General features: G+C 63.1%; 10 protein-coding genes. 4 read left to right on the top strand and 6 right to left on the bottom strand.

What is annotated here, in order from left to right; genetic code table 11:
• Positions 1-19: 19 nt before the first annotated feature.
• From NKJ40_RS21140 to NKJ40_RS21115, 6 genes are all read right to left on the bottom strand, one after another.
• Positions 20-970, bottom strand: coding sequence for an ABC transporter substrate-binding protein (locus NKJ40_RS21140; protein ID WP_352467716.1), 951 nt, complete (start codon positions 968-970; stop codon positions 20-22).
• 114 nt (positions 971-1,084) lie between these two features.
• Positions 1,085-1,933, bottom strand: a complete 849-nt coding sequence (locus NKJ40_RS21135; protein WP_352467715.1) for a DUF1194 domain-containing protein — start codon at positions 1,931-1,933, stop codon at positions 1,085-1,087.
• A gap of 100 nt (positions 1,934-2,033) precedes the next feature.
• Positions 2,034-2,858, bottom strand: a complete 825-nt coding sequence (locus tag NKJ40_RS21130) for a site-2 protease family protein (protein ID WP_352467714.1) — start codon at positions 2,856-2,858, stop codon at positions 2,034-2,036.
• A 145-nt stretch (positions 2,859-3,003) separates the two neighbouring features.
• Positions 3,004-5,565 carry a GcvT family protein gene (locus NKJ40_RS21125; RefSeq protein WP_352467713.1) on the bottom strand — a complete coding sequence of 854 codons (2,562 nt, stop codon included), beginning with the start codon at positions 5,563-5,565 and terminating at the stop codon, positions 3,004-3,006.
• A 267-nt stretch (positions 5,566-5,832) separates the two neighbouring features.
• Positions 5,833-6,096: a hypothetical protein gene (locus NKJ40_RS21120; RefSeq protein ID WP_352467712.1), complete on the bottom strand. Its 264-nt coding sequence runs from the start codon at positions 6,094-6,096 to the stop codon at positions 5,833-5,835.
• A 156-nt stretch (positions 6,097-6,252) separates the two neighbouring features.
• Entirely contained in the window at positions 6,253-8,742 is a 2,490-nt protein-coding gene (locus tag NKJ40_RS21115; RefSeq protein WP_352467711.1) for a mechanosensitive ion channel family protein, read from the bottom strand.
• 237 nt (positions 8,743-8,979) lie between these two features.
• Here NKJ40_RS21115 and NKJ40_RS21110 point away from each other — a divergent pair, with 237 nt between their 5' ends.
• The 4 genes from NKJ40_RS21110 to NKJ40_RS21095 are packed head-to-tail and all read left to right on the top strand — an operon-like array spanning position 8,980 to position 14,120.
• The gene (locus NKJ40_RS21110) at positions 8,980-10,239 is read left to right on the top strand and encodes a sarcosine oxidase subunit beta (protein WP_352467710.1); all 1,260 of its coding nucleotides are present in this window, start codon (positions 8,980-8,982) and stop codon (positions 10,237-10,239) included.
• Between the two features lie 11 nt (positions 10,240-10,250).
• The gene (locus tag NKJ40_RS21105; RefSeq protein WP_023676536.1) at positions 10,251-10,547 is read left to right on the top strand and encodes a sarcosine oxidase subunit delta; all 297 of its coding nucleotides are present in this window, start codon (positions 10,251-10,253) and stop codon (positions 10,545-10,547) included.
• Positions 10,544-13,540: a sarcosine oxidase subunit alpha gene (locus NKJ40_RS21100; protein ID WP_352467709.1), complete on the top strand. Its 2,997-nt coding sequence runs from the start codon at positions 10,544-10,546 to the stop codon at positions 13,538-13,540. The genes NKJ40_RS21105 and NKJ40_RS21100 overlap by 4 nt, the downstream gene beginning before the upstream one ends.
• Entirely contained in the window at positions 13,533-14,120 is a 588-nt protein-coding gene (locus NKJ40_RS21095; protein ID WP_352467708.1) for a sarcosine oxidase subunit gamma, read from the top strand. Before NKJ40_RS21100 ends, NKJ40_RS21095 begins: the two co-directional genes overlap by 8 nt.
• Positions 14,121-14,138 lie beyond the last annotated feature (18 nt).

Genomic DNA, 14,138 nt, shown 5'->3' with positions numbered 1-14,138 from the left:
CGGGCGACAATCCTGCCGGTTAGTCGGCGACGGCGCTGGTGTCGGCCAATGTCGAGACGTCGGGCGCTTCCTTGATCAAACCCATCTGCAGCAGAAGCTCGCCGGCGGTCTTGGAAAAGTCCTGGAATTCCTTGGTGAAGAACTGCTTGTTCTCGGCCCTGTCGGCCCATTTCAGGTATTTGGCCGACTCTTCGAACTCCTTGGCCGACTGCTTCACGTCGGCGCCCATCGTCTCATAGGATTTCGCGGGATCGCTCTTGATCAGGTCGAGTGCCTCGAAATAGCTGTCGGCAAGCGCCTTGGCCGCATCCGGATTGGCCTTTAGGAACTCCGGCGTGCAGCCGACCGTATCGAGCACCATCGGATAGTCGAGAGTGGTCACAAGGATATGGCCCTGGTCGGATTTTTCGCGCACCGCCGAGATGAACGGCTCATAGGTGACCGCCGCATCGTTCTGGCCGGCGAGAAACGCCTGCGCCGCCGCGTCCGGCTCCAGGTTGACGACAGTCACGTCCTTGGTCGACATGCCGTTCTTGTTGAGCACCCAGGCCAGCATGAAATAGGGCGACGTGCCCGGCGCCGAGGACGCGACCGACTTACCCTTGAGATCAGCGACGGTCTTGATGTCGTTGCGGGCGACAATGCCGTCGGCGCCGTAGGACTTGTCGAGCTGGAATATCTGCTTGGTCGTCACACCATTGGCGTTCCAGACCAGCCAGGTCTCGACCGTGGTGGCGGCGCATTGCAGGTCGCCGCTGGCGATGGCGAGCGGCCGGCTGGCTTGCGGCACCTTCTTCAAGGTGACATCGAGCCCGTGCTTTTCGAAGATGCCGGCCTGCTTGGCGAGGGTCAGCGGCGCAAAGCCCGTCCATCCACTGATGCCGATGCTGATCGATGTGGCAGCCATCGCCGGCGCGGACAATCCAACGGCAAGCGTCAAGCTTGCGGCAAGAATTCCGATCCTGTTCATGTCGGTTCCCCTTTTATGTGTTCGGATGGGGAATTGTGTCACAGACGCCCACAGGCTTGTCAATGAAGCAGATGCTGCACTGCGGTATGTCACCACCGACAGCAAACTTCGCCATTAGCGGGTGTTGTACATCCAGCTGCGGTCGCGCCACATTTTTTCCCCTACCAGGCAGTCGGTGACGGGGATGTCCTGTGCCAGCACCAATGGCGGATGGGCCGCCTCTTCCGCCGCTCGCTGCGGCGAGGCCGGACCGGCAAGCTCCAGCACCAGCTTGCGGCGGATGGCCTCCGGAAACTGCGTCCAGTCATTGACCGGGATCATGAAGGAGCCCGGCCCGCCGATGACGCAGTCGCTGTAGTAACGGTCGAGATTGTTGACATCGTAAGCGCTGCTGAATCCGCCCCTGGTCATCAGCGGCAGGCCGTTGACGGTGATGCCCTGCTTGATCACGGCGTCGCGGGTGATATCGACAGGTGCGCCCTGGTTGTTGGGGCCGTCACCCGAAATGTCGATCACCCGCTTGACGCCCTGGAAGCCGCTTTCGGCAAAGAGATCGCTGGCGAATTCTAAGGCGCCGGAGATAGAGGTGCGCCTGGCACTGGCCGGCGGATGAGCGGAAAGCTGCGCTGCCAGCCGCTCGGCGTCGGCACGATTGGCGATCACCGTCCATGGCACCACGACCTGCTGCCAGGTCGCGCCAGCCCATTCGACGTAGGTGACGGCAATCTTGCCATGAGCGCCTTCGCCGATTGCCTGCAGCACATCGTCATGCGTCAGTGCCGCCGCATAGCCGTGACGCTGGATTTCGAGCTCGTCGGGCGACATGGACAAGGATACGTCGACGGCCAGCACCAGTTGGACATCAACCGGCTCGGCGGCGCGGGAGTTCGCAGTCAGCCACAGCGCCGACGCCAGCGCGGCGGCGCCCGAGACGAGATGTCTTGCACGGGCAAAACCAGACATGCCGCACGGTAAGCGAAAATCGCCGATCGACAAAGAGAAAAGCCCGGTGGAGAGCCGGGCTCATCCGGTCACATTTTTGCGAACCGCCGGAAAATGAATTTCATTTGTGGATGCGGTGCCCGCCCCGTCCCCGCCACTCCACGGCCTTCTCGACATCCGTCTCGGGGGATGGGTCCGGCTTCGGTTTTCTAGTACCGACCCCGCGCGCTGCCCTCCAGTTCGGCTTGAATGACGGCGGAAGCCACAACAGAATACCTGCACCCGCGGCAGGCAAGATGATCGCAAAACGCAGAATTGAAAGTACGATGCCGCAGATGCCGACGATCTGCGCGGCCCGGCGGACGCCGAAGCGTCTCAGGAACAAATGTCTTGCAATCACGCCGCCATCCAGATCGTAGGCGGGCAGGATGTTGAGAACGATAAGCGACACGTTCAACAATGCGCCAATCCAAAGCGTCCATTCCAGAGGACCGGCCGACCTTGACGGCAGCCACCCGAATGGCCTTTCGGGCGCAACTGGGATGAGTTCTCCAAAAACCAGATAATAGGCCGCAGCGAAAAACGCGGCGAGCGCGACGTTCGCCAGGGGACCCGCTATCGCAATCCGCGCCCAGGCAGGCGATGGCGCTGCGGCGCGTTTGAAACGCGTGAGCCCGCCGAAGAGATATAATTCTATCCTGTCGGTGGCGACGCCTTGTCGGCGTCCGATCCAGGCGTGTGCCAGTTCGTGCAAAAATATCGACGCAAATAGAAGCGCTGCAAAGATAGAGGTATGGATCAGTGCATCCTTGGGTCGGCTCGCCCACTCGTTCAGGAAGGGCAGCACGATGGGAATTGCCAAGGTCCAGCTGACGCGAACCGGGATATTCCGGTTCAGCTGAAACACAAGCGCATCGTTTTTTCTGTCCCAGCCGATCCGCCGCAAAGGCACCCCCCAATCGCAGCGCGACGGTAAGCGAGAATCATCGCTCCACAAAGCGAAAAGCCCGACGATGAATCGGGCTTCTGCATTCAGGTCCTGCTGGCACTACTCGGGCTGCCTGTGTGGAGAATCGGCAAGCAAGCAACGTTCAGCTGCGCGGATTGAGGTTCTCCGGGTCGTAGAGCGGCCTGTAGCCGACGGCGGCCACTTCGGCCGGGTATTTCTCGCCGAAATATTCGACGCTCAGCTTGCGGCCCTCCTGGCAATAAGCCCAGGGCAGGTAGGCGAGCGCGATGTTCTTGCCGAGGGTCGGACCATAGGCCACCGAGGTCGTGAAGGAGCGGCGGCCGAGCTCGTCGACGAGCGTCTCGCCGGTTAGCGGATCCATCACCGGCATCGTGCCGACCGGATAGCGGGGAACGCCGTTGGAATCGGTATTGTCCGTCATGATAAGCGTGCAAAGCATGGCCGGCTGATGCGCCCGGGCGCGATATTCCAGATGCTTTGCCTTGCCGCAGAAATCGGCCTCCTTGACCTTCGGGCGGGCAAGGTCGGCTTCCAGCAGATTGTATTCGGTCAACAGATCCGCGTTTTGCAGGCGCAGGCTCTTCTCCATACGGCGGCTGTTGGCATAGGTCTCGACGCCAAAGGCCATCACGCCGGTCGACCGCAGCGCGTCCCAGACAGTGAGGCCGTCCTCGTAGCGCATGTGCAGTTCCCAGCCTTGCTCGCCGACATAGGAGATGCGGAAGGCGGTCACGTCCTTGCCGGCGATCCTGACGGGCTTGATCGCGGCAAAGGGAAAATTCTCCGGCGTCAGCCCGTCGGGGTTTTCCACGCACTTACTCAATGTCGCCCGCGCGTTCGGACCCCAGATGCCGACGGTCACGTACTTCTCGGTCACGTCGATGACGGTAACGTCGAAGCCTTTGTCTTCTGCCGTCCGGCGCATGTACTGGAAGTCGCGCGGTCCGGCATCGGCGCCGTCGATGACGCGGCAGCGGTCGGCCGTGCGGATGACGGTCAGGTCGGCGCGCACCATGCCTTCCTCGTCGAGGAAATGGGTATAGATGCCCTTGCCAATATTGCCGTCACCGCCGATCTTTGCCGCGCACAGCCATTCCATCAGCGCGACATGGTCCGGGCCTTCCACGTCGTACATGGCGAAATGCGACAGGTTGACGATGCCGCAATCCTCGCTCATCGCGAGATGCTCGGCGTTCGAGACGCGCCAGAAGTGGCGGTTGTCCCACTCGTTTTGACGCACCGGCACCCGGTTGCCGTATTTCTCGAGCAGATGCTCGTTGGCGGCGTAGCCATGCGCGCGCTCCCAGCCGCCGAGCTCCATGAAATAGCCGCCGAGTTCCTTCTCGCGCTCCCAGAAGGGCGAGCGGCGGACATTGCGGGCCTTGGAGAAGGGCTCACGCGGATGCACCGCCGGGTTGTAGACCTTCATCGCGGTTTCGGTGCAGCGGTCCCAGATGAACTGCTCTTTCGTCTGGTGCGGATAGAAACGCGAATAGTCGATGGCGTGGTGGTCGATCGCCGTGCGGCCGTCCGTCATCCAGTCGGCAATGAGCTTGCCCATGCCGGGGCCGTCCTTGACCCAGATGGCAACGGCATACCAGAGGCCCCTCACCTTCTGGCTTTCGCCCATCGAGGGGCCGCCGTCCGCCGTCACCTGCAGCAGGCCGTTGAAGGAATGGCTCTCATTGTAGCCCAGCTCGCCCAGGATCGGCGTCAGTTCAATGGCGCGCTCGAGCGGCGCCAGGATCTGCTCCATGTCGAGATCGCGTTGCGACGGCGAAAGCCGCGCCTCGTTTTTCTCGAGAATATCGCGCGGATGGCAAAGGCGCGGATTGGTCTCTTCGTAATAACCCCATTCGATCTGCCCGCCTTCGGCGGTCTTGGGGTCGCCGGTATCGCGCATGTAAGCCGAGTTGCCCTGGTCGCGCAGCAGCGGCCAGCCGATCTCCTTGCCGGTGCCGGCGAACTCAGTGTACGGCCCGAAGAAGGTAAGCGGATGGTCGATCGGCATGACCGGCAGGTCCTCGCCCGCCATTTCCGCAATCAGCCGTCCCCAGATGCCGGTGCAGACCACGACATAGTCGGCTTCGATGGTGCCGCGGTCGGTCACCACGCCCTTGATGCGGCCGTTCTCGATGACGAGCGACCTGGCCGAGGTGTTGGCAAACGCCCTGAGTTTGCCGGAAGCTTCCGCCTGGTCGACAAGCTTGCCTGCGACGGTCTGCGAGCGCGGGATGACGAGGCCGGCGTCGGGATCCCACAGGCCGCCCTGTACCATCTGTTCTTCGATCAGCGGGAATTTTTCCTTGATCTCGGCGGGATCGATTAGGCGCGCGCGTGTGCCGAAGGCCTTCGCCGAAGCGATCTTGCGCTTGATTTCCGCCATACGGGCGTCGTCGCCGACGCGGGCGACCTCGAGGCCGCCGATGCGCGCGTAATGACCCATCTTTTCGTAGAAATCGATGGAATAGAGCGTCGTCCAGCACGACAGGAAATCATGGCTGGTCGTGTAGCAGAAGTCGGAGGCGTGCGCCGTCGAGCCGATATCCGTCGGGATGCCCGATTTGTCGATGCCGACAATATCGTCCCATCCGCGCTCGATCAGGTGATGGGCGACCGACGCGCCGACGATACCGCCCAGCCCGACGATGACGACCTTCGCCTTTTCCGGAAATCCTGCCATTGCCCGCGACTCCAAGATGCTATTGCGGCAGACTATAGGGTGGCGCGGCGGCGCGCTTGCAGCCTGTTTGCGACATCGCCAAAAAAGCCCGCGCCACCAGCTCGTCGAATGCAGTTAGACCTACGCGTTCGCCCTGCTCGGTACGAAGGCGCTGCTAGAGCCAGTCCTGCGCAGCTTCGAAGAAAAGTGCATACCTTCATCGCCGATTACCGGAAGCAAATAAAAGGCCGGGCGTTTGCCCGGCCTTCAAAAATCATGGCGTCGACTTTACTTGATGCGCGCGACGCCGCCCGAGATCTCAATGGTTTCCGAGCCGGTCAGCGCCTCGAGGTCGCCATTCGGCAAGGTAACAAAACAGCCGCTCGGGCAAAATTCCACGGTTTCGCCGGCGGCCAGCGCCAGCTCGGTCTTGCCGCCGCCTTCCGTCACGATCAGCGTGCGGGTTTCGGCGTCCTTGTTGACCGCGCTGGCGGCATGGGCCGAACCGCCCACGGCCAGAAGAGCGATGGCGGCGACGAGAGACTTCCACATTTTGCAGTATCGGTGTTGCCACCGCCTCTGTTGCATTTCGCAAGGCATTCTCGCCGTTTGCAGGTGAGCTTATATGCAATGCAAGCTGAACGGCAACTGAATGCCGCATTCATGCCGCAATTGGTTTCCGAAGGCTTGAAGGCAAGCTCCAAACAGCTAGTCAGGATCGGGCTTCCGTACCTTGCGTCCCGACTTGGCGAGACGTTTCGCCTCGACCGCCGCCAGTGCTTTTGCTTGTTCCCGCTCGGCGAATTCGACTTCGATCTTGTCGTCGTCGATCGGCCACGCCTCGTGCTTTTTGGTCTCGACGACGGCGCGCGGCGCCGACGGAATTTCGATATGCTGGTCGGCGAACACATCGAAGATAGTAAAGCGGATGTCGTTCTGGACGATATTGCCACTAAGAACGTCTGCCAGGAACACGCGAATCTCGAATTCGAGTGCAGCCGGGCCGAAATTGGAAAACAGCACGAAGGGTTCCGGATTTTTCAGCACCAACGGATGACTGCGCGCAATCTCCAAGAGGACGCCATGCACGTGCTTGACGTCGCTGCCATAGGCGACGCCGACCTTGATGTCGACGCGGCCGAGCTTGTTGCGGTGCGTCCAGTTGCCGACCGCATTGTTGATCAGGTTTGAATTGGGCAGGATCACCGATTGCCGCTGGAACGTCTCGATCTCGGTGGCGCGTACGCTGATCTTCTTGACCGTGCCGCTGATGTCGCCGGCGACGATCCAGTCGCCGACCTTGAACGGCCGCTCGGCCAACAGGATCAGACCCGACACGAAATTCGAGACGACATTCTGCAGGCCGAAACCGATGCCGAGGGACAGGGCGCCGGCGACCAGCGCGAGATTGGAGAGGTCGATACCGGCCGCCGAGATGCCGACCAGTGCCGCGAGCGCGACGCCGGCATAACCGACCGCCAGCCGGATCGAATTGCGCACGCCGGTGTCGACCCGGCCGCGCGCCATCACCGAGCCGTCGAGCCAGCCCTGGAACCAGCGCGTCAGGAAATAGCCGATGATGAAGACGACGACGCCGGTGAGGATGCCGGTGACCGAGATCGTCACCGAGCCGATGGTGAGCCCGGTCGCCAGCTTGTAGGCCCACGCCTGGATGTCGCCGGGCTGGAAGCCCCACATCAACAGGATCAGCGGCAGGAACACCAGCACGATCATGATGTTGATGGCGGCGCTGACGACAAGCCCGAGCTGGTCGAGCGCGGTCTCTTCATAGCTTGAATTGGCCGATAGCCAGCGCCCGATCGAAGTGTTGGCGAAACCGCCTTCCTCGCCGATCGCCCGCGCCGACAGGAAGCCGATATAGGCGGTGACCAGGATCGTGCCGGTGACCACGACCTGCACCGAGACGAAAATGGCAAGGCCGATAAACCCGAGCAGCGCCGACGCGATGGTGAATAGCCCCAGCGCGACGGCGGTGTAGCGCAGCCATGCCGGCCACGGGCGCCAGCTCCCGTCGCCAGCCTTGAACGGCTTAAGCAGGCTCATCAGGATCAGGATGACGCCGACGCTGATGGTGGCGACAAAGCTTCTGGCGATGGTCAGCGACAGCGGCGAGCCCATCTTGTCGTTGACGACCGACAGGAAATAATTGATGCCGATGGCGACGGCCATGGCAGTGGTCAGCCGCACCAGCCAGCGCGCCGGGCCGGTTTCGACAGGGATCAGACGCCAGTTCGACAGCTGCGGTTCCAGCGCCGCATTGGTCAGCCGGTTGACGCAGAACACCACCGCGATAACGGCAACCAGCGCATTCAGGAAGATGCCGATGTCGCCGCGCAACACGTTATAATAATTGAAGAAGAAAATGGTCGAGACAAGGAAGACGCCTACCGCCAGCGTCGGCAGCAATGTCGACCAGAACGCCACCGACAGCCGGCTGAGATAGGAGGGATCCGCGACGGAAGGATCGGCTTCGAAGACGCGGCCGAACAGGCGCCGCCCGCCGACGAACAGCACAGCAGCCAGCGCGAGCGCCATCAGGGTCGCGGCAAGAATGGCCTGGAACTTGAACTTGAAGGCGAAGCTCAGCCAGGACGACACCGCCTTATAGAAACTGGTAAATTCGTCGTTGGCGTCGGAAATGACCTCGGGGCTCAATGCATCGGACAGCACGTAGCGCTTGGTGAGCTGATTGCGGAACAGCTGGCTGCGCATGTTGCCGATCTGCTCGATCAGCCCGCTGATGCGGATCGACAGGGTTTGCGCCGTGGCGATGACGGCATTGATTTCGGCTTTTTCGGAGGCCAGCGCCTGGCGTTCGCCGGTCACGATATCAGGCTCGGCCGGCTGGCCCGCGGCCGGCCGCAGGCCCAGCTGCTCGAGCCGGCTGTTGATCTCGCTCAGCCGCGGCCGGAAAGCAAGCGCGCTGTTCAGCGACGCACGCGACATTTCTTCCAGTTGCAGCCGAATATCGACAAGGCTGGCGTCGTCGTCGCCGTCCTGCTGGATCTTCTTTTCGAGATTGTCGGTCTTCGTCGTCAGGTCCTGGAGGATTTTCTGCTGATCGCTGACCAGTCCCGCAGGCGCCTGGCCAAGCCCTTGCGCCACCGCTCGCAACGAAAGCGGCGCCGTGGCGACAAGCGCCAGGACCAGAACGAAACGGAGCAGTCGGAAAAGCATGATTGTCTGGCGACTCACGGGCGATAAGGCGTTCTAAAGGCCCGCTCTTGATAAAGACCGACATATCTGGGGGCAAGCCGTCCCTGACGGCCCGCTTTCGAAGTCGGCCAATCGAAGTCGCCAATCGAAGTCGGCCAATCGGAGTCGGGGAGTCGAAAAGCGATGGCGCAATCTTGGCTTTGCATTGGCGGCCTGCTCTATAGTCTGCCGCAAAGCCTGAAATGGATGACAATAAGAATGGCGGAATATTCGGCCTTTTCGCTTCTCAAAAACGCGCTGACCGGAAACAAGGACTGGAGGCCGGCCTGGCGCAAGCCCGACCCGAAGGCGTCCTACGACGTGATCGTCATCGGCGGCGGCGGCCATGGCCTGTCGACCGCTTACTATCTAGCCAAGGAGCACGGCATCACCAATGTCGCGGTGCTGGAGAAGGGCTGGCTCGGCTCCGGCAATGTCGGCCGCAACACCACGGCGGTCCGTTCCAACTATCTCCTGCCGGCCAACACGCGCTTTTACGAGCATTCGATGAAGCTGTGGGAGAACCTGGCCCATGACCTCAACTACAACGTCATGTTCTCGCAGCGCGGCTGCCTGAACCTCGCCCACACACCTGCCCAGCTCGACGACTATGCCCGGCGCGGAAACGCCATGCGCCATCTCGGCGTCGACGCCGAACTGATGACCACGGCCGAGATCGCGCGCCTGGTGCCGGCGCTCGACGTCTCAGCCACCGCGCGTTTCCCGATCGTCGGTGGCCTGATGCAGCGGCGCGCCGGCACCGCCCGCCACGACGCCGTCGCCTGGGGCTATGCGCGCGGCGCAGATCGCCGCGGCGTCGACATCATCGAAAACTGCGAGGTCACCGGCTTCCTGCGCGACGGCGACCGCATCACCGGCGTCACGACGACACGCGGCGAAATCCGCGCCAAAAAGGTAGCGGTGGCGGTGGCCGGCAGCACCGGGCGGGTCATGGGGCTTGCCGGCATCGAGACAATGCCGATCGAGAGCCACGTGCTGCAGGCCTTCGTCACGGAATCGCTAAAACCGTTCATCGATACGGTCCTGACCTTCGGCATGGGCCATTTCTATATGTCGCAATCGGACAAGGGCGGCCTTGTCTACGGCGGCGATCTCGACGGCTACAACAGCTACGCCCAACGCGGCAGCCTGCCGATCGTCGATGAGGTGATGAGCGAGATGCTGGCGCTGTTCCCTGGGCTGGCCCGTGTCCGGATGCTGCGCTCATGGGGCGGCGTCTGCGACATGTCGATGGACGGCTCGCCAATCATCACCACCGGTCCGCTGCCGGGCATGTATCTCAATTGCGGCTGGTGCTATGGCGGCTTCAAGGCGACGCCGGCTTCCGGCTGGTGCTTTGCCTGGACCATTGCCAAGGACGAGCCGCACGATCTCAACGCGGCCTTCACGCTCGACCGCTTCTACCGTGGCTTGGTGATCGACGACAAGGGCCAGGGCGCCACGCCCCGGCTGCATTAGGTTAGAGATCCATGCTCATCACCTGCCCCTATTGCGGCCCGCGCGACGTGATCGAATTCACCTATCAGGGGGACGGCAACCGCCAGCGCCCACAGCCCGCCTCACAAAACCTCGACGCCTGGAACGCCTATGTCTACGACCGGCTGAACCCGGCCGGCGACCACAACGAGATCTGGCAGCATTCCGGCGGCTGCCGCGCCCATCTAAGGGTGGTGCGCAACACGCTGACGCACGAGATCTCCAGCACCGCGTTCGCGCGCGGCGACCACAACTCGGTTGCGCGGCACCGGGCCGAGGACAAGCCATGAGCCCGCGCCGTACCGAGGCTGGCGGCCTCATCGACCGGCTGCGGACCATCCGTTTCACCTTCGACGGCGCCCCCTATACCGGCCACGCCGGCGACACGCTGGCTTCGGCGCTGCTGGCCAACGGCGTCACCCTGTTCGGGCGTTCGTTCAAATATCACCGCCCGCGCGGCGTGCTGACCGCCGGCGTCGAGGAGCCGAACGCGCTGGTGACCGTGTTGAGGGGCGAGGTTCGCGAGCCGAACATTCCCGCCACCATGGTCGAGATCTATGACGGGCTGACCGCAATCAGCCAGAACCGCTTCCCCTCGCTTGCCTGGGACGTCAGTGCCGTGAACCAGCTCGGCGGCAAGCTTTTGTCGGCCGGCTTCTATTACAAGACCTTCATGGGACCGGTGATCGGTCCGCTGAAGGGCACTCGCTTCTGGATGTTCTGTGAGCATTTCATCCGCCGTGCCGCCGGCCTGGGCAAGGCAGGCACGGCTCCCGATACGGCGCGCTACGAACGCATGAACGCGTTTTGCGATGTGCTGGTAGTCGGCTCCGGCCCGGCCGGGCTGATGGCCGCCAGGGCGGCTGCCGATCAGGGTGCACGCGTCATCCTGGCCGAGCTAGAGCCGCATTTCGGCGGCTCGGCCAATTGGTCGGGCGAGACGATCGATGGCATGCCGGCCGCCGAGTGGGCAGCGCGCGCCGCTGGCCAGCTCGAAGGCCGTGACAATGTCCGCCTGCTGCCGCGCACCACGGTCTGGGGCTATTATGACGGCAACACGCTTGCCGCGATCGAACGCGTCACCGACCATAAGGAAACGCCGGGCAAAGGCGAGCCGCGCCATCGCTACTGGACCATCCGCGCCAAATCGGTGGTGCTAGCCACCGGTTCCCTGGAGCGTCCCTTGGTCTTTCCTGGCAATGATCGGCCAGGCGTGATGCTGGCGCATGCGGCCGAGCGCTATGCCAATGAATATGGCGTGCTGCCCGGCGACAGGATCGGGCTGTTCACCAACAATGACAGCGCCTATCGCGCAGCACTGGCGTTGAAGAAGGCCGGCGCCGTGGTCGTCGCCATCGTCGACGTGCGCCCTGAGCTTTCGAGCGAAATGCGCAAGGTGGCCGGCGAAGCGGAGGCCGAGATCCTTTCTGGCCACGCGGTGATCGCCACCGAGGGTGGCAAGGCGCTTTCCGGCTTCAAGGTGCAGCGCTTCGACATGGTCAACGGCGCGCTTTCCGGCGATGCACGCAGCATCCATGCCGATTGCCTGCTGATGTCGGGCGGCTGGTCGCCGACCATCCATCTGGCCAGCCAGGCCGGAGCCAAAGCCGAATGGAACGAAGCGTTACAAGCGTTCCTGCCGCCCAAGCCGACGACACGGCAATGGATCGGCGCCGGCGCCTTCACCGGCAGTTTCTCCACCGCCGAGGCGATCGCCGAAGGCCGCGCCGCCGGCCTGTCCGCTGCGGGCGCAACCGCCACGCCGGCGGCCTTGCCTGCCATCGACGCAAGACCTGGCGATCCCGATCCGGCGCCGGTGTTCGAGATCAAGGCCGAAGGAAAGAGCTTCGTCGATTTCCAGCATGACGTGACGGCGGATGACGTGCGGCTAGCGCATCGCGAAGGCTTCGTCTCGGTCGAGCATCTGAAGCGCTACACCACGCTCGGTATGGCCACCGACCAGGGCAAGAGCTCCAACATACCCGGCCTCGCCATCATGGCCGAGGCGCTCGGCAAGCCGATCCCAGAGGTCGGCACGACGCGCTTTCGCCCGCCCTTTTCGGCGGTGTCGATCGGCTCGCTTGCCGCCGAACGTTTCGGCGATCTGAAGCCCGAGCGGCTGACGCCGATGCATGACTGGCACGTCGCCAACGGCGCCACCATGTATTCGGCCGGCCTCTGGTACCGGCCGATGATCTACGGCCATCCCGGCGAGACGATCGAGCAGGCCTATGTGCGCGAAGCGAGAGCCACGCGCGAGAGCGCCGGCATCGTCGACGTCTCGACACTGGGCAAGATCGCCGTGCAAGGCCCGGACGCTGCGGAATTCCTCGACCGCGTCTACACCAACATGTTTTCGACGCTGGCCGTCGGCAAGGCGCGCTACGGGCTGATGCTGCGCGAGGACGGTATCGCCTTCGACGACGGCACCACGTGGCGCCTCGGCGAGCAGGATTTCCTGATGACCACCACCACCGCCAATGCCGGCAAGGTGATGCAGCATCTGGAATATTTCCTCGACGTGATCTGGCCGGAGTTGAAGGTCCACGTCACCTCGGTCACTGACCAATGGGCCGGTGCCGCTATCGGCGGGCCGAAGGCAAGGCAGATATTGGCTGCTTGCGTCAGCGGCACCGCCGTCGACAATGCCGCCCTTCCCTTCATGGGCATCGTCCACGGCGAGATCGCCGGCGTGCCGGTGATGATCTGCCGGCTATCCTTCTCCGGCGAAATGGCCTTCGAAGTCTATTCCGGCGCCGGTTACGGCACCCATGTCTGGGAGGCGCTGATCGAAGCCGGCAAGCCGTTCGGGCTGGTGACCTACGGGCTGGAGGCGCTGGGCACCATGCGCATCGAGAAAGGCCACGTCACCGGCGCCGAGATCGACGGCCGCACCACGGCACGCGATCTGCATCTCGACTGGATGCTGTCGAAGAAGAAGCCGTTCATCGGCTCGGCGATGATGGATCGCGAGGGGCTGATCGCACCCGACAGCCTGGAACTCGTCGGTATTGTTTCGCTCGACAACCAGCCACTAAACGGCGGCGCACACATCGTCGAGGAGCTTGACGAAGCCAATCCGCACGGCTCGCTCGGCCACATCACCGCCTGCTGCTATTCGCCGGCGCTGGGCAAATATATCGCGCTTGCCCTGGTCAAGGGCGGCAAGGCGCGGCGAGGCTCGCGCGCTTATGTCTCGGACCCACTGCGCAACCGGTTCGGGCCAGTCGAGATCGTCTCCAACCATTTCTTCGATCCGGACGGGAGCCGCATGCATGGTTGAGCGCCAATCACCACTTGAGCCGGTGCTGCATCCAGGCTCGCATGGCAATTTCGAGCACGGTGTCGACATCATCCTCTCCGAAACCAGGCCGGGTTCGATCCTGCAGCTCGCCGCCTGGCCCGGCGAGGAGAAGACGTTGATGGCCGGCATCCATGCGGTCACCGGCCTGGCTTTGCCCGACGGTGCCGGCGGCGGTGTCACGGACGGCGTCAGGTCGGTGTTTGGCTTTGCGCCGGGAAAGTTCACTGTGGTCGATGAAGCCGAGGGATTGGCGTCGGCCTTTGCCAGTGTCGTCACTTCGGCCATCGGTACGGTGACCGATCTTTCGCACGGCCGCACAGCGATCCGTATCGCCGGGCCGAAGGCCGAGTGGGTGCTGGCAAAATTCTTCGCCATCGACTTCGCGCTGCCGGCGTTCCCGATCGGCGCCGGCCGCTCGACCATGCATCACGACGTCTTCGCGCAGATCCAGCGCACCGGCGCCGATCAGTTCGACATTTATGTGTTCCGCTCGTTCGCACGCTCGTTCGGGAAAGCGCTCTGCCACGCCAGCGAGGAAGTCGGCTTCGAAGTGCAGTAGCTGGACGGCGCGTCGTCA

The organism is Mesorhizobium sp. M0119, assembly GCF_040322615.1.
Taxonomy (GTDB): domain Bacteria; phylum Pseudomonadota; class Alphaproteobacteria; order Rhizobiales; family Rhizobiaceae; genus Mesorhizobium.
The sequence above is the reverse complement of the archived record's forward strand: the minus strand, read 5'-3'. Positions and strand labels throughout refer to the sequence as shown.

What these genes read in the sequence shown, in the direction of transcription:
- NKJ40_RS21140 (WP_352467716.1), bottom strand. Translation starts at nt 970, where the DNA reads ATGAACAGGATCGGAATTCTTGCCGCAAGCTTGACGCTTGCCGTTGGA.
- NKJ40_RS21135 (WP_352467715.1), bottom strand. Translation starts at nt 1,933, where the DNA reads ATGTCTGGTTTTGCCCGTGCAAGACATCTCGTCTCGGGCGCCGCCGCG.
- NKJ40_RS21125 (WP_352467713.1), bottom strand. Translation starts at nt 5,565, where the DNA reads ATGGCAGGATTTCCGGAAAAGGCGAAGGTCGTCATCGTCGGGCTGGGC.
- NKJ40_RS21120 (WP_352467712.1), bottom strand. Translation starts at nt 6,096, where the DNA reads ATGTGGAAGTCTCTCGTCGCCGCCATCGCTCTTCTGGCCGTGGGCGGT.
- NKJ40_RS21115 (WP_352467711.1), bottom strand. Translation starts at nt 8,742, where the DNA reads ATGCTTTTCCGACTGCTCCGTTTCGTTCTGGTCCTGGCGCTTGTCGCC.
- NKJ40_RS21110 (WP_352467710.1), top strand. Translation starts at nt 8,980, where the DNA reads ATGGCGGAATATTCGGCCTTTTCGCTTCTCAAAAACGCGCTGACCGGA.
- NKJ40_RS21105 (WP_023676536.1), top strand. Translation starts at nt 10,251, where the DNA reads ATGCTCATCACCTGCCCCTATTGCGGCCCGCGCGACGTGATCGAATTC.
- NKJ40_RS21100 (WP_352467709.1), top strand. Translation starts at nt 10,544, where the DNA reads ATGAGCCCGCGCCGTACCGAGGCTGGCGGCCTCATCGACCGGCTGCGG.
- NKJ40_RS21095 (WP_352467708.1), top strand. Translation starts at nt 13,533, where the DNA reads ATGGTTGAGCGCCAATCACCACTTGAGCCGGTGCTGCATCCAGGCTCG.